This window comes from Streptomyces cyaneofuscatus, assembly GCF_042718795.1.
Taxonomy (GTDB): Bacteria; Actinomycetota; Actinomycetes; order Streptomycetales; family Streptomycetaceae; genus Streptomyces; species Streptomyces cyaneofuscatus_A.
The window spans coordinates 179197-200435 of the sequence record NZ_JBHXOX010000008.1 but is presented as its reverse complement, the minus strand read 5'-3'; the positions used below and the strand labels follow the sequence as shown (position 1 = coordinate 200435).

The window sequence follows — 21239 nt, the reverse complement described above, 5'->3', positions numbered from 1 at the left end:
GACCTCTTGGTTTGCGGTCACCGGTCGACGCCTCCCATCACGGGGTCGATGGACGCGACGGCGACGATCACGTCGGCGACCTGGCCGCCCTCGCACATCGCCGCCATGGCTTGCAGATTGGTGAAGGACGGGTCGCGGAAGTGGACCCGGTAGGGGCGGGTGCCACCGTCGGAGACGACGTGCACGCCGAGTTCGCCCTTGGGGGACTCGACGGCGGTGTACGCCTGCCCGGCGGGGACCCGGAAGCCTTCGGTCACCAGCTTGAAGTGGTGGATCAGGGCTTCCATGGAGGTGCCCATGATGTTCCTGATGTGGTCGAGCGAGTTGCCGAGTCCGTCCGCCCCGAGGGCGAGCTGGGCGGGCCAGGCGATCTTCTTGTCCGCGACCATGACCGGGCCCGGCTCCAGGCGCTCCAGGCACTGCTCGATGATCCGGAGCGACTCGCGCATCTCGTCCATGCGGATCAGGAAGCGCCCGTAGGAGTCACAGGTGTCGGTGGTCGGCACCTCGAAGTCGTAGGTCTCGTAGCCGCAGTAGGGGTCGCTCTTGCGCAGGTCGTGCGGGAGCCCGGCGGAGCGCAGGACCGGGCCGGTGGCGCCGAGCGCCATGCAGCCGGTGAGGTCGAGGTAGCCGACGTCCTTCATGCGGGCCTTGAAGATGGGGTTGCCGGTGGCGAGCTTGTCGTACTCCGGCAGGTTCTTCTTCATGGTCTTGATGAACTCGCGCAGCGCGTCGATCGCGCCCGGGGGCAGGTCCTGGGCGAGGCCGCCGGGGCGGACGAACGCGTGGTTCATCCGGAGGCCGGTGATCAGCTCGAAGAGGTCGAGAACCAGTTCACGATCGCGGAAGCCGTAGATCATGATCGTGGTCGCGCCCAGCTCCATACCGCCGGTGGCGATGCAGACCAGGTGCGAGGAGATCCGGTTGAGCTCCATGAGGAGCACGCGCAGGACCGTGGCCCGGTCGGGGATCTGGTCCTCGATGCCGAGGAGCTTCTCGACGCCCAGGCAGTACGCCGTCTCGTTGAAGAACGGCGTCAGGTAGTCCATGCGCGTGACGAAGGTGGTGCCCTGGGTCCAGTTGCGGAATTCGAGGTTCTTCTCGATCCCGGTGTGGAGGTAGCCGATGCCGCAGCGGGCCTCGGTGACGGTCTCGCCGTCGATCTCCAGGATCAGCCGCAGCACGCCGTGCGTGGACGGGTGCTGGGGACCCATGTTGACGATGATGCGCTCGTCGTCGGACTTGGCGGCGGATTCGACGACCTCGTCCCAGTCGCCGCCGGTGACTGTATATACAGTCCCCTCGGTCGTGGCACGGGGTGTCGCATGGGGAGTGGTCATCAGGAGTACGACCTCCGCTGGTCCGGAGCCGGGATCTGGGCGCCCTTGTACTCGACGGCGATGCCGCCGAGCGGGTAGTCCTTGCGCTGCGGGAAGCCCTGCCAGTCGTCCGGCATCATGATCCGGGTCAGGGCCGGGTGCCCGTCGAAGATGAGGCCGAAGAAGTCGTACGCCTCGCGCTCGTGCCAGTCGTTGGTCGGATAGACCGCGACGAGGGACGGGATGTGCGGGTCGCTGTCCGGGGCGGAGACCTCCAGCCGGATGATCCGGCCGTGGGTGAGGGACCGCAGGTGGTAGACGGCGTGCAGCTCGCGTCCCTTGTCCCCGAGGAAGTGGACGCCGCTGACGCCCGTACAGAGCTCGAAGCGCAGGGCGGGATCGTCGCGCAGGGTGCGGGCGACCTGGACCAGGTGCTCGCGGGCGATGTGGAAGGTGAGCTCGTCGCGGTCGACGACCGTGCGCTCGATGGCGTTCTCGGGGAGGAGGTCCTGCTCCTCCAGAGCCCCTTCGAGCTCGTCGGCCACCTCGTCGAACCACCCCCCGTAGGGCCGGGAGGAGGCCCCCGGCAGGGTGACGGTGCGGATGAGGCCGCCGTAACCGGAGGTGTCGCCGCCGTTGTTGGCGCCGAACATCCCCTTGCGTACGCGGATGACCTCGCCGCCGGTGTCGCGCGGGGCGGGTACGGAGTTGCCGTTCTGCCCCTCGCCGTGGGTGTCGTCGCTCACCGCAGGAGCCCCTTCATCTCGATCAGGGGCAGCGCCTTGAGGGCCGCTTCCTCCGCCTCACGGGCGGCTTCCTCCGCGTTGACCCCGAGCTTGCCGTCCTGGATCTTCTGGTGGAGCTTCAGGATGGCGTCCAGCAGCATCTCGGGACGCGGCGGACATCCCGGCAAATAGATATCGACCGGAACAATGTGGTCAACGCCTTGCACAATGGCGTAATTGTTGAACATTCCGCCCGATGATGCGCAAACGCCCATGGAGATGACCCACTTGGGGTTCGGCATCTGGTCGTAGACCTGGCGCAGGACGGGCGCCATCTTCTGGCTCACCCGTCCCGCGACGATCATCAGGTCCGCCTGGCGCGGCGATCCGCGGAAGACCTCCATCCCGAACCGGGCCAGGTCGTAGCGGCCCGCGCCGGTCGTCATCATCTCGATGGCGCAGCAGGCGAGGCCGAACGTGGCGGGGAAGACGGAGGACTTCCGCACCCAGCCGGCGGCCTGTTCGACCGTGGTCAGCACAAAGCCGCTAGGCAGCTTCTCTTCGAGTCCCATGTGTGCCCCTCAGCCCCTCAGTCCCATTCCAGGCCGCCGCGACGCCAGACATACGCATAGGCGACGAAGACGGTGAGCACGAAGAGCAGCATCTCCACGAGCCCGAAGATCCCCAGGGCGTCGAAGGAGACCGCCCAGGGATAGAGGAAGACGATCTCGATGTCGAAGACGATGAAAAGCATCGCCGTCAGGTAGTACTTGATGGGGAAGCGGCCGCCCCCGGCCGGTGTCGGCGTGGGTTCGATACCGCACTCGTACGCTTCGAGCTTTGCCCGGTTGTAACGCCTGGGGCCGATAAGCGTGGCCATGACCACGGAGAAGATCGCAAACCCTGCCCCCAGGGCGCCGAGCACGAGGATGGGCGCGTAGGCATTCACGCTCCTCGCTCCTTCCAGTCGTCCTTGACCGTTGGACCGCATCGGGCGACCGGCTCGCCACCTCACCAAGATCGTGCACATGTGAGGCAGTTCACAAGCCCGACTGCCCCGCATCCTATGCCCGTCGCCCTGTGATCTGCGACACGGGGTACGCCACCGTCTTTGTGATCTCCACCACCTGACGAAGGATCATGAAGTCGTATGAGCGGTGATCTTCGTACGCGAAGCGGCGAAGTGATCACGAGACGTGACATTCAGCGGTGTTACCGCTGGTCAAAGGCGTGAGGCGCTATCAATGGACAGTCACTACAAGCAAATTGGCGATGGACGGCCACCGGGTGATAAAGGCACCGCCCGTCTCTCGCTCGAATGAGGGGCGGCGCGGACCGAAGGGGGTGCGTGCACGCGTTCACGAACGTCCGGATCGCGCGAACGGCCGCCCCGCAGCCACCGAAGCCGCGAGCGCGGAGCGGACCCCGATCGCGTGCGCGAGGGTTGCCTGCCACCGGAACCCCACGCTGTGACCTGCACCACTCGACCCGCCGCGCGGGAAAACCGGGCTTGGCCATCGGTGTGAACGGATGGTAGGTGGCGGGCAATTCGGGCGTATTGCCGAAAGGCAGTGATCACGGCCCTGATCACCCATGCCCGTTTTGCCCGTTACGGCGTCAATAAAGGCGTACGAAAAGCGGATTCACAGATTCCGAACGTAACTGTGTCGCAACACACGTTTCTTGATGGGACCCCTACACCCCTGATAGCGCTAGTACCTATGTCCCACACCGCTCACATACCCAGCCACCGGAAGCCCCGCCAGCGCGCCTCGAAGTCGGCGCTGCGAGCCGGAGTTGCCGGTGGCGTCCTCAGCACCATCGCGGTCGCGGGTGCCGCCGGTCCGGCCCAGGCCGAACCGGTGACCCAGACGATCGAGATGCCCACCATCACCTCCGGGCTCTCCACCGCCGTCGCCGCCTCCGCACAGGCCACGCAGCAGGTCGCCCTCGACCTGGAGGCGCAGGCCCACGAGGACGCCGCGGCCGAGAGCGCCGCGAAGACGGCCAAGAAGGCCAAGGCCGAGGCCGTCCGCAAGGCCGAGGCCGAGAAGAAGGCCGAAGCCGCCGCCAAGGCCCGCGCGGAGGCGGAGGCCAAGGAGCGTGCCGAGCGCGCCTCCCGTACCGCCGAGCGCACGACGCTCAGCGCCCCCTCCAGCTCCTCCTCGGGCAACTCGTCCTCCGCGCCCGCCTCCTCGTCCGCCCCGTCCGCCCCGTCCTCCTCGTCGAACGCCACGGGCTCCGCCGCGGCCATCGTCGCGTTCGCCAAGGCGCAGGTCGGCGACGCGTACATCGGCGGCGGCACCGGACCGAACGCGTGGGACTGCTCGGGCCTGGTCCAGGCCGCGTACCGCACGGTGGGCATCGACCTCCCGCGCGTCTCGCAGTCCCAGTCGACCGCCGGCACCCAGGTCTCCCTGGACAACCTCCAGCCCGGCGACATCCTCTACTGGGGCGGCGCGGGCAGCGCGTACCACGTCGCGATCTACGTGGGCGGCGGCGAGTTCGTCGGCGCGCAGAACTCCAGCACCGGTACGGTGCAGCGCTCCATGGACTACGACCGGCCGTCCGGCGCGGTCCGCGTTCTCTGATTCACAAGCGGTCCGGAGGCACCGGATCGCGCACGGCTGAGGGCCGCCACTCCCCCGCTCGGGAGTGGCGGCCCTCAGCCGTCGTACGGTCTGCCCCGCCGTGCCGCGGTGATCAGTGCGGCAGCCGGTCCATCAGCCAGGTGCACAGCTCCTCGGTGATGGCCGTGTGCCCGGTGGTCGCGGAGGAACAGAGGAAGTCGTCGAGCTCGCTCTCGTCCGGCGCCAGTTCGTCGACGTTCGCGTACAGGTCCTCGGGCCGGTCGAGGTCGCGGACGGCGACCGCGCTCACGGTCGGGACGAAGCAGACGTCCGGGTGGCGCAGGTCCACCGTCGCGCCGGCCTTCTCCAGCGCGGAGGCGAGAATCCGGTACGAGCCGAGCGTGCCGCCCGGGGCCCCGTCGAGCGCCGGGAACCCGCTCGTCCGGATCGTCTTCTCCGCCTTCGGGAAGAGCCGCTTCAGCTCCGCCACGACGACCTCGTGCCCCTCGGCCTGGGTCAGCAGCTCCGTACCCGGATAGCCCCGGTCTCCGGTGGAGGCCAGCGCGGTCTGGCCGGGCGGCACGTTCGGCCCCTGCCCGTCACCCCGGCCGTTGGCCACGGCGATCAGCCGGGGGATCCAGGGCCAGCCACCGACATCCCGCAGAGCGCCCAGGAACTTCTCGCGCTCCGGGTCCACCCTCACGTACCTGACCCTCAGCACCCCGCCCCCGCACGCTCCCGCGCACCCCCACACACACGCTTCCGCAGCCTCCGCGCTCCCTCGGTGAGCAGCGCCAAAGCCATCAGCGCCACGCTCACCCAGACCGGCGCCCGGTGGCCGAGCCCCGCGTCGAGGGCCAGGCCGCCCGCCCACGGGCCCACCGCCGCCCCCAGGTTGAACGCGGCCGTGGCGGAGGCCCCCGCGAGCGTCGGGGCTCCGGCCGCCTGGCCGAGGAGCCGGGTGATCAGGGCCGTGCCCGTACCGAAGGCGAGCAGGCCGAGCAGCGGGATCAGGACGAGCACGGCGACCGGGCGGCCCGCCGTCAGGGCCAGGGCGCTCCAACCGAGGGCCAGGGCGACCATGCCGTACGTGAGGAAAGCCGTGGGCCGTCGGTCGGCGTACCGGCCCGCCGCCGTGACGCCGAGGAACGCCCCCGCCCCGAAGAGCGTGAGCGCGACGGGCACCCAGGCGGCGCCGAGGCCGGCCGTGCGGGTGAGGAGCGGTTCCAGGTAGGAGAACGCGCAGAAGGTGGCGCCCTGGACCAGGGCCATCGTGAGCAGGGTGGGGCGGAGGCGGGGGCCGGTGAGGACGCGGAGTTCGTCCCGTACGGGTACGGGGGCGGCGCCCCGGTCACCCCGTACGCCGCCCGGAATCGACCGGAGGATCGCGACGAACGCCGGCAGCGAGACCAGGGCGACCGCCCAGAACGCCGCCCGCCACCCCCACCGCTCCCCCAGCACCGCTCCGGCCGGTACGCCGACGACGCAGGCGATCGTCACCCCGCCGACCACCACGGCGGTCGCCCGCCCCTTCAGCCGGTCGGGGACCATCGAGACCGCCGCAGTGAGGGCGACCGCCCAGAAGCCCGCGTTGGCGAGGGCCCCGACGAACCGGGTGGCGAGGAGGACTCCGTAGTTCGGGGTCAGCGCACCCGCGATGTGGACGGCGACGAACACCGCGAGGAAGAACAGCAGGGCGCGCCGCCGGGGCCAGGTGCGGCTGAACAGGGCCATGGCGGGCGCGCCGAGGACCATGCCGACGGCGAAGGCGGAGGTGAGGAGGCCGGCGGCGGCTAGGGAGACGCCGAGGTCGGCGGCGATGGACGAGACGAGCCCGGAGAGCATGAACTCGGAGGTGCCCTGGGCGAAGACCGCGAGCCCGAGGACGTAGACAGCGAATGGCATGGGTGCAGACCCCTTGGACGGAACCGTCGGTGGACAGACGAACCGAGGTGCGGGGGATGCGGGCCGCGCGGGACCACCGCCGGATATCGGCGAGGCGTGGCGGAGAAGTGCCCGGGGCGCTCATGGCCCGGGGCACGAACCCGGCGTACGGCGGTGCGTCAGCGCGTACGCGGGGTGGGAACGGCCCGTCCCCGCGGTGATCCGGCGGGGGTGGTGCCGTGGGGAGAAACGCCGGCGACCCTCGGGGTCATCCGGCGACGCTCAGCGGCAGTTCACCCACCGGCGCACCGGTGGGCGGAGTCTGTCGGACTCGGGGCTGCTCATGGAGGGGAGGCTACCTGCCCGTCAGCGGCGGCGCTGGCGGCGGTTTCCCCGCTCCGGCTCCCGTGCGGAGGTGGTGGGTGCGGGCAGCGCGTCGTACGCGGCGTCCAGCTCCTCGTCGTCCTCGTCCGGGGAGGTCAGGCCCGCGGCGAACTGCGGTTCCAGGAAGAGGCCGTGGTGCTGGGGCAGCACGATGCCCTCGGCGGCCGGTTCCGGGCGTGCGGACTTCCGGGGCAGGGATGCGGTCGTCATGGCTGTCTGTCCTTGGGTCGAGCAGCGCTGTATCGGCTTGTCCCCCGTACCCCGCTGGTCTGCGTTCGATGTGTGCGTGGGGCGGAGAAGAGCGTCGTACGCGCCGCGTGCCGCCGCTCGGGGCGAGGGCGGGCACCAGCCGGTCCGGGACTGCCGATGACCGGGGGTGGCGCGCAAATCATCGCACACGATCATGCGGGGAGCCGGGGATTAAACCCCGGCCCGGGCGGGGCCGGGGCTCGGAGCACCACGCGGAAGTGTGTCGTCAGGCGCCGGTCCTCGCCCAGGACGTGGAACGCGAGGCCCGGGGGCTGGTCGCGGTCGGCCGGCCGGTCCCCCTCCCAGGGCATGCGCAGGGTCCACGTCACGGCGGGTCCGACGATGAGCGGGCGGCCGGCGAAGGTGGAGGCGGCGGCCGTGTGGGCGTGGCCGGTGAGGACGGCGACGACCTGCGGGTGGGCGTCCAGGAGGGCGGCGAGGCGCTCCGGTTCCTCCAGCCGCCCGGCGTCGGGCAGCGGGTGGTGGAGCTCGACGGGCGGCTGGTGGAAGGCGATCAGCGCGGGGACGCCGTCCGGGAGCGCGCCGAGGGTGGTGCCGATCCAGGCGAGGGTCTCCGGGTCGAGGCGGCCCTCGTCGCGGCCGGGGATGGTGGAGTCGCACATCAGGATCGCGGTTCCGGCGATGTGGTGGACCCGGTTGACGGGCGTGGCGGCCGGGGGCTCGCCGAGGAACGCCTTGCGGTAGGCGGGGCGGGCGTCGTGGTTCCCGGGGCAGGCCAGGACGGGGAAGGGCGCGGTCAGGATGCGGGCCGCCTCCTCGTACTCCGCCTCCGTCGCGTGATCGGCGATGTCTCCGGTGACCAGCAGGGCGTCGACCGGACGGGGCAGGGCCCGCAGGTACTCCATGACGCGGGTCGCCCTGCGGGTCGCGCGGTCACCGCCGTCCAGGTGCAGATCGCTGATCTGAGCGAGCAACATGTCGGACCGCCCCCCGTATCTAATGCTAGCTATCCACTTTGCCGTTAGGACTCTAGAGTGGGGAGCGGACAGAGTTCAAGAGGCCGTCGACGACCGGCCGAGGGCGGCGAGGGGGGCGAGGCGGTGACACAGCGGCCTGTCATGGAGCTGGCGAGCACCATCCACCACGACGGGGACGGCGGCGTCGCCGACGACCTGGAGACGGTCGGGGGAACGACGCGGTGGATCCAGCAGCAGACCGGACTGCCGGGCGCCGGGGGTCTCGTAGCCGACGAGGAGCTCCGGGACCGGATCGTCGGCGTACGGCGGGCGGTGCGGGCGCTGTTCGCGCGGGTGGTCAGCCCGGCTCCGCCCAGCCCGGCGGACGCCCACCGCCTGATGCCGGCCGACGAGGCCCTGGACCGCCTCAACGCGGCCGCCGCCCGGGAGCTCGTCGCCCCGCAACTGGAGTGGCCCGCCGAAGGGGCCCCCGCCGCCCGGCTGTTGTCGGCCGAGGACGATCCGCGCGTACGGTTGGTCGCGGCGCTGGCGCGCGATGCCGTGGACTTCCTGAGCGGGCCGGAGCGCGAACAGCTGCGGGCCTGCCACGCGCCGCGCTGCGTCCGGTACTTCATCAGGAGCCACGGCCGCCAGGAGTGGTGCAGGCCGTCCTGCGGCAACCGGGCCCGGGTGGCCCGCCACTACGAGCGTACGCGGGGGACGGCGACGGGCGAGGCGGGCGGCGGGCGGCGGGATGCCGGCGGTTGAACGGCGGTGCCGTCAGCCCCGGAGAGCCGGACAGCTTGAGGCCTCAGTCCCGCCGGGCGTAGGACCACAGGTGATCGACCTCCACGAACCCGGCGGACTCGTACAGCCGGTTGGCCGCCGTGCGGTCACGTTCACCGCCCGGCGGCTCGTCGTCGTCCACGTACAGGACCACCTGTGTGGCGCCGAGTCCGCCGAGCACGTCGAGGGCGGAGCCGAGCAGGGCGCGGCCGGTGCCACGCCCCCGGGCCTCCTCGTCGACCTCGATCCACCACAGGACGCCGATCCCCTGCACCGGGTGGCCGATCACCGCCTCGGCCACGCTCCGCCCGTCGCGTAGGACCTCCAGCCGCTGCGAGGCCCCCCGGTCCGGCGCGGGGCCGACCCGTACGTCCTCGGCGCGGGGCAGACCGGCACGGGGCAGGTCGGCCCGCATGTAGCGCCAGAGGCGCTCACCGGCGTAACCGGCGCGCTCCAACGCCGCATGGGTCACGGGGCGTCGGCCGACCGGCAGGCCTTCGAGGCCCTGGGTGAGGGGGGTGGCGAACGGGAACGCGTCGATCGATTCCGCCGACGACAGGGCCGCCGCGGCATGGGCGAGCAGGGCCTCCGCCACCGCCGGGTCCTCCCGGCAGTGCAGCCACGGGATCAGCCCGGCCCCGTCCTTCGTACGCCGCGCACAGGCGACGGTCCCGACGATCGCACCGCCTGAGCCGACCGCCACGTGGACGTCCGGCACCCTGTACGCCCCCCACCAGGGGGCGTCCGCCTCGGTACACCCCCTCGACGCCTCCGCGAACAGCTCGGAGGTGGCCTGCGGTTGGCCGGGGAGGCGGTCCTCGTCGAGCAGTGCCAGGACTGCCGGGAGGTCGGCGCGGGCGTAGGGGCGGAGTGCGGGGTACGGAGAAGACGACACGGGTCCCACCATCGTCACCGCTCCCCTCCTCTGTCCAGAACGGGCCGTGTACGGCGATGGGAATGCGCCGATCTCCACCTCTGGGGCGGGAACGCCCGGTCGGCCGGATCACCCGCCACCGGCCCCCCATGCGGTGCCACGCCCGTGTCCGACGGCCCGGCGCCCTCGGACAGCAGGTGGATCACCTGCTCGACCCGCTTCCGCAGCCGCGCGGCGTCATGGTGTTCGGCGACGATCGCCCGAAGATCTCTGAGGTCGGCGGCGATCCGGCCCGCCAGCCGGAGGAGATCGCACCGCCGCTGCCGGTCCGGGACCGTCAGTATCTCGCCGAGGAGGGCGAATTCCTGCGCGCCACGTCCGCCGTCCCCGTCCTCCACCTTCCGCTCACCCTCGCCCTTGCTCTCGCTCTTGCTCCTGCTCTCGCCCTCGCTCTTGCTCTCGCTCTCCGGGCCCCTGCCCCCCGGGGAAGATTCTTCCGAGCTTCTTTCCTCCTGCACCCTCATCCAGAGTTCGACCAATACCCCACCGGCACACAGAACCTCGTCGCTGCGATGCGCGAATTCCCGGCTCGGCCACCGTTCAGCCTTCTCGACCTTCGAAACCGTGGACCCGCTGTGCATCACCCACAGACCGAGTTCCGCCTGCGACATACCGCACTGTCTTCTCAGCCGGCGCAGCTCGGCGCCGAACCGGTGCCGAGCCGATACATACGGAGTCAGTTCTCGTAACGGTCGCCCCATGACGACACTCCCCCAACCAAGCACATGGATCAGGTCAGCGTATTCACCTGATTCACAGGACAGGTCCCGATCAAGGTAACCCGGAGGGCAGGAGGCACCCTTGAGACGTGGATCACATCCGTCCCGGACGGGCAATCATCGGCCAGTCCTTCATGTGCACCGAGGGAAGAATTCCAGCGACCCGGTACAGGCCCTCCGAACACGGCCCGAGACCCGTGGCGACGCATTCCCACCCCACCTCCCCCACCGCATTTCCCGCCACCGCGCAACGGTGTCGGCCACCGCCGGGACCGCACACGGTCGGCCTGAAGTCGCCGTTCACATCACCGCCCCGAGCGCGATCCTGTCCGCAAACTGTCCGAATGGCCGTCCCCCGGAAACCATTTCCTCGTGCTAAAAGACGGACGCCTCGCGTATCGTACAGATCTTTCGTCCAATTGCTTCTGTTGCCATCCGCACGGTCGACGGGATCTCATGGATACCGAAGCGAGCGGCAATTCCTCTTGCCGTCTCTCTTCCATCCAAGGGGAGTACACCTCCTCCTCGTTCCCGTCCGACCGAAGGGAAAAGAAATGTCGAAGAAGAGCAAGCCGGGCGACGGCATCCGCGGCAAGGGCGTGCGTGGCCGCTTCATCGCGGAAGTGGAGTCCACCGAGAACACCGGCCCCATCCGCGCCACTCTCGCCAGCCTTTCCGAGACGCTGGACCGCAGCGCCCGCAAGTAGGAAGAGACAGGTGACAGCATGCCGCCCGAGCGAATATCCCGGAGCAGGCTGGCCTTATGGTTGACCTGGCCGGCGATCAGGGGGGAATTCGGTCCCATCCACCCTTTCGAGGGTGGGCCGCCCATGGCCGTGGAGGCCCCGTGGCCCGCCGGTGATCCTCGCGTCCGCGATCTGCGGGCGGATTTCCTCGCTTCGCTCCGGCGTGCTGTCGGTGACAGCGAGGGGGTCGCGGTCGCCACCTCCGGTGGTCTCGACTCCCTCGCCGTCCTGTCCAACACCGTGCTGGAACACGGTGATCAGCGCAGAGTCACGGCGGTCGCGATAGAGATGATCGACGACCGCGGACAGTCCAACATCCCCTATGTCCGCCGACTGCTCGAAGGCCTGGGCCCACGGTGCGAGCTGCGGATCGTCCCCTTCTCCCAGCGGCCGGCCGGCGCTCCGGAGTGGCATCCCGAGGGCCCCCGGCTGGACGCGCTTCCCGAGGCGAACCGGCTCCTGGTCGAAGTCGCCCACGAGGCGGGGGCGACCGTGCTCCTAACCGGCGACGGAGCCGACGAACTCCTGGGCAGCGGACAGTACGTGACCTCGGCCGTGCTACGGAGCCGTGGGCCCCGCGCTCTGCGGGCCTACTGGCGCGACCACCGGGGTGAACACCACGGTACGGCGAAGCTGGAAGCGGTCGGGCTGCTGGCCGGGCTCACCGGCCGACGGCGGCGCGCGATGACCTACCTCGCCTGCTCCTGGCCGGAGTTGTGCCGCAACCCCCCGCACGACTTCCTCGCCGCGCCGTACCGCGACATCGCCGACGGCTGGACGAACGGCTGGATCCGTTCCCTGGTGGAGCTGCACGAGCGGCACCACACCTCCCTGGCCGCCATGGAGGCCTGGAGCGACCTCTACCCGCACCAGCGGCTGCGCACCGCCGGTCTGATGCGCAACGAGGACCCCTTCCTGGACCCGGAGTTCTCCGAGCGCGCGAAACGGCTGCCCCTGCACCGTCGCTACGACCCGAGCCACCCCCACGCGTACTGGCGGATGAAGTCCCAGGTGATCAGGTTGATGCCACCCGGCGCACTGGCCGGACTGCCCACCGCCAAACAGATCTTCGGCCGGGCGATCGTCGACCGGGTCGATCCGGCCGAGCTGGCGGCCAAGACCCTGCTGGACAACGGGATACTCAGCCACAGCGCCCTTCGCGGGGACCTGGACCCGATGGTCGCCACCCGTATCGTCGAGGTCGAGCAGTGGCTGTCCACGGCCGTCGAACGCGGGTACGACCTCGTCGACTGAGCTGCCCGCCCCTCTCGCACACCGAGCGCGCCGAACCGCACAGTGTGTGTCGAACCGCGCAGTGTGTGCCGAACCCATCGCATCAGGACCGTTGCGGAGCCATGGACGAAGAACCGAAAGCCGGCCGCGTCACCTTCCGGCAGTTGTGGAGCTGGACGCGGGGCAGCCGTCGCATGCTGCTCATCGCCCTCCTCTGCGCCCTCGCCGGAGCCGGGCTCGGGCTGGCCCAGCCGCTGATCGTCAACCGGACCATCGAGGCGGCGACGGACGGCCGTTCCGTGGTCGGGCTGCTCTGTCTCCTCGCCGCCCTCTTCTCCGGGCAGGCCCTGCTCCAGGCCTGGTCCACGTACCGCCTGGACCGGGCCGGTGAGGGTATCGTCCGGCGTCTGCGGCAGGCGCTGATCGACCAACTGCTGCGGCTGCGCATGGCGGTGTACGACCGGCAGCGGGTCGGCGACCTCATCTCCCGTACGACGACGGACACCACGCTCCTGCGCGACGTCCTGGCGACGGACGTCGCGAACGCGGTCGTGAACAGCATCGTCGTCGCCGGTGGTGTCACCATGATGGTCTGGCTGGACCCGCTGCTCGCCGCCGTGGTCATGGCGGTCACCCTGGGCTCCGGACTGGTCGTGGCCGTGGTCCTCAAGGGAATCCGCCGGGAGACCGTGGCGGCGCAGGATGCCACCGGGGCACTCGCCGCCGACCTGGAGCGGGTCCTCAGCGCCATCAGAACCGTACGCGTCAACCGTGCGGAGTCGCGGGAGTCCGCCGCCCTCGCGGAGCGCAACGGCACGGTCCACACGCACAACGTGCGGGCCGCCCGCCTCTCCGCCGTCGTGTCACCGGCCATCGACCTCGCCGTGCAGGGTTCGCTGATCGTGGTCATCGTGGTGGGCCTGTCCCGGGTCTCATCGGGGGCCATGACCGTGGGTGAACTGGTGGCGTTCCTGCTGTACGTGAACTACCTGGCCGCGCCGATGTCCGGTCTGTTCGACATCGCTCCGGCGCTCCAGACGGGGCTCGCGGCACTGGAGCGGACCCAGGAAGTACTGGAACTGCCGGTCGAGACCGAGCGCGAGAGCCGTACGGCGACAGCCCCGGCGGCTCCCGTGGTCGCAGCAGCCCCCACGACCCCAGCGGCCTCAGCGACCCCAACAGCCCCAGCGGCCCCAGCGGCCTCCGGCTCGGGACTCGTGCTGCGGGATCTGCGGTTCCGCTACACCGACCGGGAGATCCTGCGGGGCACCTCCTTCCGTGTGCCGCGCAACAGCTGCACGGCGGTGGCGGGGGCGTCGGGGGCGGGCAAGAGCACCTTGTTCAGCCTTCTCGGGCGGTTCTACGAGCCGGACGGCGGCAGCATCACCTTCGACGGGCGTGACGTCCACACCGGGCACTCCATCGCCGAATGGCGGGCCCGCATCGGCCTGGTCGAACAGCACTCACCGCTGATGTACGGCACGCTGCGGGACAACATCACCTACGCGGCGCCGGATGCCGAGGCGGCGTGGCTCCGCCAGGTCGTGGAGATGGCGGGCCTGACGGCTCTGGTGAGCCGGCTGCCGTCCGGTCTGGACACCGAGGTCGGCGAGCACGGTTCGTCGTTGTCCGGCGGCGAACAGCAGCGGGTGGCGATCGCCCGCGCGCTGCTGGCCCGGCCGGAGATCCTCCTGCTGGACGAGCCGGCCTCGCACCTCGACGCCGCCAACGAGCATCTGCTGGCGCGGACGCTGCACCGCGTCTCCGCCGAGTGCACGCTCCTGGTCATCGCCCACCGCCTGTCCACGATCCGGTCCGCGGACCAGGTGGTCGTCCTCGATGCCGGGCAGGTCCGCGCCTCCGGCAGCTACGACGACGTACGCGACCACCTGCCCCTGCACCAGGTGAACGCCTGACCGGGAGGCCGGGCCCTCCCGACGGGCGGGAGGGCGGCTGCCGCCCGGGCCTCAGGCCTTCGGGGCCACCTTCGAGAGCCCGTTGATGATGCGGTCCATCGCGTCGCCGCCCGTCGGGTCGGTCAGGTTGGCCAGCATCTTGAGCGTGAACTTCATCAGCAGCGGGTGGGTCAGGCCGCGCTGGGTGGCGACCTTCATGACCTTCGGGTTGCCGATCAGCTTCACGAAGGCGCGGCCCATCGTGTAGTAGCCGCCGTAGGTCTCCTTGAGCACCTTCGGGTAGTTGTTCAGGGCCAGTTCGCGCTGGGCGGGGGTGGCGCGGGCGTGGGCCTGGACGATGACGTCGGCGGCGATCTGGCCGGACTCCATGGCGTACGCGATGCCTTCGCCGTTGAACGGGTTGACCATGCCGCCCGCGTCGCCGACGAGCAGGAGGCCCTTGGTGTAGTGCGGCTGACGGTTGAAGGCCATCGGGAGGGCGGCACCCCGGATGGGGATCGTCATGTTCTCCGGGGTGAAGCCCCACTCCTCGGGCATCGAGGCGCACCAGGCCTTGAGCACCTCGCGCCAGTCCAGCTCCTTGAAGGCGGAGGAGGAGTTGAGGATGCCGAGGCCCACGTTGGAGGTGCCGTCGCCCATGCCGAAGATCCAGCCGTACCCGGGGAGCAGGCGGTCCTCGGCGCCGCGGCGGTCCCACAGTTCCAGCCAGGACTCCAGGTAGTCGTCGTCGTGGCGGGGCGAGGTGAAGTACGTACGGACGGCGACGCCCATCGGGCGGTCCTCGCGGCGGTGCAGGCCCATCGCGAGGGAGAGCCGGGTGGAGTTGCCGTCGGCGGCGACCACGAGCGGGGCGTGGAAGGTGAGCGGGGTCTTCTCCTCGCCGACCCTCGCCTCGACGCCGGTGATGCGGCCGGTGCGCTCGTCGCGGATCGGGGCGCCGACGTTGCAGCGCTCGTACAGCCGGGCGCCGGCCTTCTGCGCCTGCCGGGCGAGCTGCTCGTCGAAGTCGTCGCGCTTGCGGACCAGTCCGTAGTCCGGGTAGGAGGCGAGATCCGGCCAGTCGAGCTGGAGCCGGACACCGCCGCCGATGATGCGCAGGCCCTTGTTGCGGAGCCAGCCGGCCTCCTCGGAGATGTCGATCCCCATGGAGACGAGCTGTTTCGTGGCGCGCGGCGTGAGGCCGTCGCCGCAGACCTTCTCGCGGGGGAACGCCGTCTTTTCCAGCAGCAGGACGTCGAGTCCGGCCTTGGCGAGGTAGTACGCGGTCGTGGAGCCGGCTGGGCCCGCTCCGACGACGATGACGTCCGCGCTGTGCTCGGAGAGGGGCTCGGTCACGGTCGGATCTCCCGAAGACTCGAATTCGCGTGCCGCGCGGCACATGTCCCGTGCAGTCTATGGGGGCCTGCTGAACAACCCTCCGAAGGGCTCCCTCATGTCGATAGCACCTGTTCCGCCCACCGCCCCGGCCCCCTCGGTACGCCTGCGCGTCCCGACCGACGAGGACGCGCTGTTCTGGCACCGGGTCTTCGACGACCCCGAGGTGATGGAGTTCTTCGGCGGCCGGAGAGCGGACTTCTCCGTGTACGAGGAACTCACCGCCCGCCAGCGCCGCCATGACGCGGAGCTCGGCTACTGCCTGTGGACCGTCACCGACGAGGACGGCACCGTGCTCGGCTTCACCGGGGCGCAGCCGTGGCCGCACACTCACTACGGTCCGGTCGGCGCCATCGAGATCGGCTGGCGGCTGGGGCGCGCCGCCTGGGGTCGCGGGTACGCCACCGCCGCCGCCCGCACCACGCTGGAGCGGCTGCGGGCGGCCGGGGTGCCGGACGTCGTCGCGATGATCGACTCCCGTAACGCCCGGTCCGTCGCGGTGGCGGAACGGCTCGGGATGCGGCTCGCGGAGACCTTCACCACCCCGCGCCCCGGACAGGAGGCGCGCTGCTACCGGCTGGAGCTCTGAGGCCTCGTACGGCGGAGGCCTCGTACGGCGGAGGCCTCGTACGGCGGAGGCCTTGTACGGCTGAGGTCTCGTACGGAGGTCAGGCGCGGGTGGCCCGGTGCAGGGCCACCACGCCGCCGGTGAGGTTGCGCCACGCCACCTTCGACCAGCCCGCCTTCTGAAGGAGTGCGGCGAGGCCGGGCTGGTCGGGCCAGGCGCGGATGGACTCGGCGAGATAGACGTACGCGTCCGGGTTGGAGGAGACGGCCCGGGCGGTGGGCGGCAGCGCGCGCATCAGGTACTCGGTGTAGACCGTGCGGAACGGGGCCCAGGTCGGCTGCGAGAACTCGCAGATCACGACCCGGCCGCCCGGCTTCGTCACCCGGTACAGCTCGCGCAGCGCGGTCTCGGTGTCGTGGATGTTGCGCAGCCCGAAGGAGATCGTGACGGTGTCGAAGACCTCGTCCTTGAACGGCAGCTTCATCCCGTCGCCGGCCGTGAACGGCATCCACGGGTGGCGCCGCTTGCCGACCTCCAGCATGCCGAGCGAGAAGTCGCACGGCACGACGTAGGCACCGGCCTGGGCGAAGGGCTGCGAGGAGGTCGCGGTGCCCGCCGCCAGGTCGAGGATCCTCTGCGCGGGGCGGGCGTCGACCGCTGCCGCGACCGCCTTGCGCCACTGCCGGGCCTGGCCCAGCGAGATCACGTCGTTGGTCAGGTCGTAGTTGGCCGCCACACCGTCGAACATCGAGGCGACTTCGTGCGGCTGCTTGTCCAGGGAGGCTCGGGTCACCTCTCCATTCAAGCAGCCTGCCCGTAAGGATCAGTGGGGGCGGTCCCCCGCGATCGCGACCCGCTCGGCGACCCGGCGGTGCGGGGCGTAGTCGTTGACGGCGTAGTGCTGGGTGGCCCGGTTGTCCCAGAACGCGACATCGCCCGCCCGCCACGCGTACCGGACCTGGAACTCCGGCGCGTGCGCCTGCTGGAACAGCAGCCTCAGCAGCCGGTCGCTCTCCTCCTGCGCGAAACCGACGATCCGGGTCGTGAAGGACGCGTTCACGAAGATCGTCCGGCGGCCGGTGACCGGGTGGCGCCGCACCACCGGGTGCTCGACCGGCGGGAACCGCTCCTGGTGCGGGGCGAGCCGCTCCGGCGGGTAGAAGCGGGAGAAGCCGGGGATGAAGTCGTGCACCGCCCGCGCCCCCTCGATGCGCTCCTTCACCTCCTCGGAGAGGTTGTCGTACGCCGCCGCCATATCCGCCCACATCGTGTCCCCGCCCACCGGCGGGACCTCGCGGAGCTGGAGGACCGCGCCGAGCGCCGGGCGCTCGCGGAAGGTGACGTCGGCGTGCCAGACGTTCTCAAAGGTGGGGACCGTGGCGCGGTCGAGGCGGGCCACCTCCGGGTCGTCGCCGGTCGCGAGCAGCGGGTTGGTCTCCAGCTCGCCCCAGTGCCCGGCGAAGGCGCGCTGCTGGAGCGAGGTGAGGTGCTGCTCCCGGAAGAACAGCACCTTCCACTCCAGCAGCGCCCGGTCCAGCTCGGCGCGCACGGCCCTCTGCAGGGGGCGGGACAGGTCGACGCCGTGGATCTCGGCGCCGATCACCCGGCCGCGCGGGACCAGCTCGAAGAGCTCGTACGGCCGGTCCGTCCAGCCCTCCGGGACCCGGCGCAGGGTGCGCGGGCCCTCGTACAGCCCGTCGGCGGGGACGCGGTGGTCGCGCAGGGCGGGGGCGGTCGTGGTGGTGGTCATGGTGCTCATGGTTCTCCTCCTCCGGAAGGGCGTGACGTCAGCGGGCCGCGTCGCGTACCGCCGTACCGATCTCGGCGCGCAGCGCGGCGTACTCCGGCAGCCCGCGCAGTTCGTCGGGGCCGGTGCCGGTGCGCGGCAGGCCGATGGGGATGTCCAGGGCGATGCGGCCCGGCCGGGCGCTGAGCACGACCGTGCGGGTGCCGAGGAAGACCGCCTCGTCCACGCTGTGGGTGACGAAGACCGACGTGGTCCCCGTCTCGGCGGAGACCGTGCGCAGGTCCTCCTGGAGCCGCTCCCGGGTCAGCGCGTCGAGCGCGGCGAACGGTTCGTCGAGCAGCAGCAGCCGCTTGCCGCCCGCCAGCGCGCGGGCGATGGCCACCCGCTGCTGCTGGCCGCCCGAGATCTGCCAGATGCGGCGGCCGGCGGTGTCCGCGAGGCCGACCCGCTCCAGCAACTCGGCTGTCCGCTCGGCCCGTTCGGCCCGGGGCACGCCCGCGTACGTCAGCGCCAGGCCGATGTTGTCGCCGACCGTGCGCCAGGGGAAGAGCCGGGGCTGCTGGAAGACGATGCCCGCCTGGTCGCCGGGCTCGGGGCGTTCGCCGAACACCTCGACCTGGCCGGAGGAGGCCCGCTCGAAGCCCGCGATGAGGCGCAGCAGCGTGCTCTTGCCGCAGCCGGAGGGGCCGACGAGGACGAGGAACTCCCCGGCCGGGATCTCCAGGGAGACCGGGCCGAGAGCGGTCACCGTCTCCGTACCCCGGCCGCCGTAGGTGTGCTCGACGTCGCGTACGGAGACGACGGAGACGACGGACCCGGTCGTCCGTCGCTCGGGTGCGGGAGCGGTGTCCGGGTCAGGGAGAGACGGCATCGGTGAGCCCCTCCACGTGGATGGACTTCCGCAGCTTGTCCAGGTCGGGCGCGGAGTCGATCTGCTTCTGGTCGACCAGGAACCGCGCCGCGCTGTGCAGGTTGTCCGCGAGACCGCCGACCTTGCCGGGGGTCCCGAGCCACTTGGCGTCGGCCTGCTCGGCCGGCTTGAGGAAGATGCCCTGCTGGAGTTGGGCGCCCGCCTCGGCGGGGCTGATACCGAGCTGCTTGCCGACGGCGGCGGAGGCCGCGTCGGGGTCGTCGTGGATCAGGTCGAGCGCCTGCCCCTGGGCCTTGCGCCAGGCGGGCAGCACGTCGGGGTGGGCCTTGAGGAAGCTGGTGGAGGCGACCCCGAGGTCGAGGGTGGGCTTGCCGGCGGCGGCGAGTTCGCGGCTGGAGACGAGGACCTTGCCGGTCTTCTTCAGCTCCTCCAGGGTGGGCAGCCAGACGTACGTGGCGTCGATGTCGCCGCGCGTCCAGGCGGCCAGGATGTCCTGCGGCTCCAGGTCGAGGAGCTGGACCTTCGAGGCGTCCACCCCGGCCCGGTCGAGGGCGGCGAGCAGGCTGTAGTGCGAGGTGGAGCTGAACGGGGTGGCGACCTTCTTGCCCTCCAGGTCCTTCACGGAGGAGACCTTGGAGCCGTTACGGGCGACCAGCGCCTCGTTCTCCCCGGCCACGTCGAGCACCCAGGTGACCTGGTACGGGATGTTCAGCGGCTCGGAGAGACCCCGGGCGACCGGGCTGGATCCGATCGCCGCGAGGTCCACGGAACCGGCCACGAAGGCGGTGTTGATGCTGGCGCCCGAGTCGAACTTGGTCCACTTGATGTCGTAGCCGGGCAGCGCCTCCTCCAGCCAGCCCTTCTCCTTGACGATCAGATCGCCGCTGGGAAAGGCCTGGTAGGCGATGCGTATCGTCGTGCCGCCGTCCTTGCCCCCGTCGCCGGAACCGCCCTCACCGCAGGCCGTCACTACCAGCAGGGCGCCGAGTGCCGCGGCGATCGAGGAGAGGCGGAGCCAACCGCGTGTTCCGGCCATGTGTGTTTCCTTCGTACGGAGGTGGATGGAGGGCGAGGGGTGGTGGAGGGGCGGTCTACGCGTGGCGTCGCCACGGGGCGAGCCGGTCGGAGAGCACCCGCAGCCCGGCGTCGATGAGGAGGCCGGAGATGCCGATGGCGAAGAGGCCGAGGACGACGGTGTCCGACTGGTTGTAGCGCTGGGCGTCCCGGATCAGGCCGCCGATGCCCGGCAGCCCGTTGACGGTCTCGGCGGCGACCACCGAGGAGTACGCGATGCCGAAGGCGAGGCGGACGCCGACGAGGATCTCGGGCAGCGCGGAGGGCAGCACGACCGACGTCACGACCTGCCCGCGCCGGGCCCCGATCGCCCGGGCCGCCTCGACCAGGGCGGTCGGGGCGGACGCCACGGCGGAGGCGGTGGCCACGGCGACCGGCGGCATCGCGGCGATGGCGAGCAGCCAGAGCTTGGGCGCCTCGTCGATGCCGAACCAGATGATCAGCAGGCTGAAGTAGGCGAGCGGGGGCAGGGTGCGCAGGAAGGCCACGGCGGGCTCCAGCACCACCCGTACCCACGGCAGCGTCCCCATCAGCACACCGACGACGAGCCCCGCGACCACGCCCGCACCGGCCCCGATGAAGATGCGGCGCAGGCTGATGCCGAGGTGCTCGATCAGGGTGTGGCCCTGGTAGCCGCGCACCCCGTCGTGCGTACCGGAGGTCTCCAGCAGCGCCCGCCACACGGCGGCGGGCGAGGGGACCAGCACCGGGGACCAGAGCTGGAGCACGATCACCAGTTGCCAGAGCGCGAGGAGGGCGGCGAGGGCGACCAGGCGGAGCCCGGCGCGGCGCAGGCGCGCACCGCGCTCCGGCCGCCGAACGGCGGATGCCGGGGCCGGGGCGTCGGTGGCCCGTTTCCGTACGGAAGTGGGCGTGGTCATGGAGGGCTCCGGGGACAAGGGCAGGGCAGACCACCGGACTTGGTGACAAGCCGGGAGCGGACGACCGCCGGGAGGCAAGGAGGGTGGGCCCGCCGAAGAGTCGGCCGACGGGTGGGCACACGGGGAGAGCGAGCGCGAAGACGTCAGCGCGTCAACGGGTCAGCGTTCCAACGTGTCAGGGCATCGCTGAGGATGCCGCGGCAGGGCTTCAACAACAGGAAGCGCTGGACACGCGGCAGAGATCGATGTGGAGGCACTCCACCAGAAAACGATCGACTGTCACGGCAGTTGTTCTAGCACAGGCGCTCCGCGCTCCACCAGATTCGTACCGCGGAGTGAGAC

General features: G+C 71.0%; 21 protein-coding genes and 1 pseudogene. 6 read left to right on the top strand and 16 right to left on the bottom strand.

The features are described from left to right. Positions 1 to 17: 17 nt before the first annotated feature. From ACFWRT_RS11210 to ACFWRT_RS11195, 4 genes are read right to left on the bottom strand one after another with little or no spacing between them, the layout of a single operon-like run. On the bottom strand, positions 18 to 1340 hold the full coding sequence (locus ACFWRT_RS11210) for an NADH-quinone oxidoreductase subunit D (protein ID WP_380953513.1): 1323 nt from the start codon (positions 1338 to 1340) through the stop codon (positions 18 to 20). Then, a complete protein-coding gene (locus tag ACFWRT_RS11205; protein WP_380953512.1) occupies positions 1340 to 2065 on the bottom strand; it encodes an NADH-quinone oxidoreductase subunit C in 726 nt (241 codons plus the stop codon). Before ACFWRT_RS11205 ends, ACFWRT_RS11210 begins: the two co-directional genes overlap by 1 nt. Then, positions 2062 to 2616, bottom strand: coding sequence for a NuoB/complex I 20 kDa subunit family protein (locus tag ACFWRT_RS11200; protein ID WP_018490715.1), 555 nt, complete (start codon positions 2614 to 2616; stop codon positions 2062 to 2064). Before ACFWRT_RS11200 ends, ACFWRT_RS11205 begins: the two co-directional genes overlap by 4 nt. A 17-nt stretch (positions 2617 to 2633) precedes the next feature. Then, entirely contained in the window at positions 2634 to 2993 is a 360-nt protein-coding gene (locus tag ACFWRT_RS11195) for an NADH-quinone oxidoreductase subunit A (protein ID WP_018490714.1), read from the bottom strand. Between the two features lie 772 nt (positions 2994 to 3765). On the opposite strand from ACFWRT_RS11195, the gene ACFWRT_RS11190 reads away from it, so the two are divergent. After that, positions 3766 to 4635: a C40 family peptidase gene (locus tag ACFWRT_RS11190; RefSeq protein ID WP_380953511.1), complete on the top strand. Its 870-nt coding sequence runs from the start codon at positions 3766 to 3768 to the stop codon at positions 4633 to 4635. Between the two features lie 112 nt (positions 4636 to 4747). On the opposite strand, the pseudogene ACFWRT_RS11185 reads toward ACFWRT_RS11190, so the two are convergent. From ACFWRT_RS11185 to ACFWRT_RS11170, 4 genes and pseudogenes are all read right to left on the bottom strand, one after another. Continuing rightward, positions 4748 to 5317 (bottom strand): annotated as a pseudogene (locus ACFWRT_RS11185) (hypothetical protein); the annotation flags it as partial. Between the two features lie 11 nt (positions 5318 to 5328). Beyond that, the gene (locus tag ACFWRT_RS11180; protein WP_380953510.1) at positions 5329 to 6519 is read right to left on the bottom strand and encodes a Cmx/CmrA family chloramphenicol efflux MFS transporter; all 1191 of its coding nucleotides are present in this window, start codon (positions 6517 to 6519) and stop codon (positions 5329 to 5331) included. A 345-nt stretch (positions 6520 to 6864) separates the two neighbouring features. Continuing rightward, positions 6865 to 7092 carry a hypothetical protein gene (locus ACFWRT_RS11175; protein WP_356447111.1) on the bottom strand — a complete coding sequence of 76 codons (228 nt, stop codon included), beginning with the start codon at positions 7090 to 7092 and terminating at the stop codon, positions 6865 to 6867. Positions 7093 to 7283: 191 nt separating this feature from the next. Then, the gene (locus tag ACFWRT_RS11170) at positions 7284 to 8069 is read right to left on the bottom strand and encodes a metallophosphoesterase (protein ID WP_380953509.1); all 786 of its coding nucleotides are present in this window, start codon (positions 8067 to 8069) and stop codon (positions 7284 to 7286) included. 141 nt (positions 8070 to 8210) lie between these two features. Here ACFWRT_RS11170 and ACFWRT_RS11165 point away from each other — a divergent pair, with 141 nt between their 5' ends. Then, on the top strand, positions 8211 to 8816 hold the full coding sequence (locus ACFWRT_RS11165; RefSeq protein ID WP_380953567.1) for a CGNR zinc finger domain-containing protein: 606 nt from the start codon (positions 8211 to 8213) through the stop codon (positions 8814 to 8816). A gap of 43 nt (positions 8817 to 8859) precedes the next feature. Here ACFWRT_RS11165 and ACFWRT_RS11160 read toward each other — a convergent pair whose 3' ends face one another. After that, complete coding sequence (locus tag ACFWRT_RS11160) at positions 8860 to 9729, bottom strand: GNAT family N-acetyltransferase (protein ID WP_380953508.1); 870 nt, start codon at positions 9727 to 9729, stop codon at positions 8860 to 8862. Positions 9730 to 9743: 14 nt separating this feature from the next. Continuing rightward, the gene (locus ACFWRT_RS11155) at positions 9744 to 10469 is read right to left on the bottom strand and encodes a helix-turn-helix transcriptional regulator (protein ID WP_380953507.1); all 726 of its coding nucleotides are present in this window, start codon (positions 10467 to 10469) and stop codon (positions 9744 to 9746) included. 572 nt (positions 10470 to 11041) lie between these two features. Here ACFWRT_RS11155 and ACFWRT_RS11150 point away from each other — a divergent pair. From ACFWRT_RS11150 to ACFWRT_RS11140, 3 genes are all read left to right on the top strand, one after another. Next, a complete protein-coding gene (locus ACFWRT_RS11150; protein ID WP_380953506.1) occupies positions 11042 to 11194 on the top strand; it encodes a triculamin-like lasso peptide in 153 nt (50 codons plus the stop codon). Positions 11195 to 11317: 123 nt separating this feature from the next. After that, on the top strand, positions 11318 to 12487 hold the full coding sequence (locus ACFWRT_RS11145) for an asparagine synthase-related protein (RefSeq protein ID WP_380953505.1): 1170 nt from the start codon (positions 11318 to 11320) through the stop codon (positions 12485 to 12487). A 101-nt stretch (positions 12488 to 12588) separates the two neighbouring features. Next, positions 12589 to 14382 carry an ABC transporter ATP-binding protein gene (locus ACFWRT_RS11140; RefSeq protein WP_380953504.1) on the top strand — a complete coding sequence of 598 codons (1794 nt, stop codon included), beginning with the start codon at positions 12589 to 12591 and terminating at the stop codon, positions 14380 to 14382. 51 nt (positions 14383 to 14433) lie between these two features. Here the strand turns inward: ACFWRT_RS11140 and ACFWRT_RS11135 are convergent, their stop codons facing one another. Next, positions 14434 to 15717, bottom strand: coding sequence for a geranylgeranyl reductase family protein (locus ACFWRT_RS11135; RefSeq protein WP_380953503.1), 1284 nt, complete (start codon positions 15715 to 15717; stop codon positions 14434 to 14436). A gap of 97 nt (positions 15718 to 15814) precedes the next feature. On the opposite strand from ACFWRT_RS11135, the gene ACFWRT_RS11130 reads away from it, so the two are divergent. Then, the gene (locus ACFWRT_RS11130; protein WP_380953502.1) at positions 15815 to 16345 is read left to right on the top strand and encodes a GNAT family N-acetyltransferase; all 531 of its coding nucleotides are present in this window, start codon (positions 15815 to 15817) and stop codon (positions 16343 to 16345) included. Between the two features lie 79 nt (positions 16346 to 16424). On the opposite strand, the gene ACFWRT_RS11125 is transcribed toward ACFWRT_RS11130, so the two are convergent. The 5 genes from ACFWRT_RS11125 to ACFWRT_RS11105 are packed head-to-tail and all read right to left on the bottom strand — an operon-like array spanning position 16425 to position 20897. Continuing rightward, the gene (locus ACFWRT_RS11125) at positions 16425 to 17117 is read right to left on the bottom strand and encodes a demethylmenaquinone methyltransferase (protein WP_380953501.1); all 693 of its coding nucleotides are present in this window, start codon (positions 17115 to 17117) and stop codon (positions 16425 to 16427) included. Between the two features lie 30 nt (positions 17118 to 17147). Next, the gene (locus tag ACFWRT_RS11120) at positions 17148 to 18074 is read right to left on the bottom strand and encodes a TauD/TfdA dioxygenase family protein (protein ID WP_380953566.1); all 927 of its coding nucleotides are present in this window, start codon (positions 18072 to 18074) and stop codon (positions 17148 to 17150) included. A gap of 37 nt (positions 18075 to 18111) precedes the next feature. Beyond that, the gene (locus ACFWRT_RS11115; protein WP_380953500.1) at positions 18112 to 18942 is read right to left on the bottom strand and encodes an ABC transporter ATP-binding protein; all 831 of its coding nucleotides are present in this window, start codon (positions 18940 to 18942) and stop codon (positions 18112 to 18114) included. Next, a complete protein-coding gene (locus ACFWRT_RS11110) occupies positions 18926 to 19978 on the bottom strand; it encodes a taurine ABC transporter substrate-binding protein (protein WP_380953499.1) in 1053 nt (350 codons plus the stop codon). Before ACFWRT_RS11110 ends, ACFWRT_RS11115 begins: the two co-directional genes overlap by 17 nt. 55 nt (positions 19979 to 20033) lie before the next feature. Beyond that, a complete protein-coding gene (locus ACFWRT_RS11105) occupies positions 20034 to 20897 on the bottom strand; it encodes an ABC transporter permease (RefSeq protein ID WP_381121257.1) in 864 nt (287 codons plus the stop codon). Between the last annotated feature and the right edge of the window lie 342 nt (positions 20898 to 21239).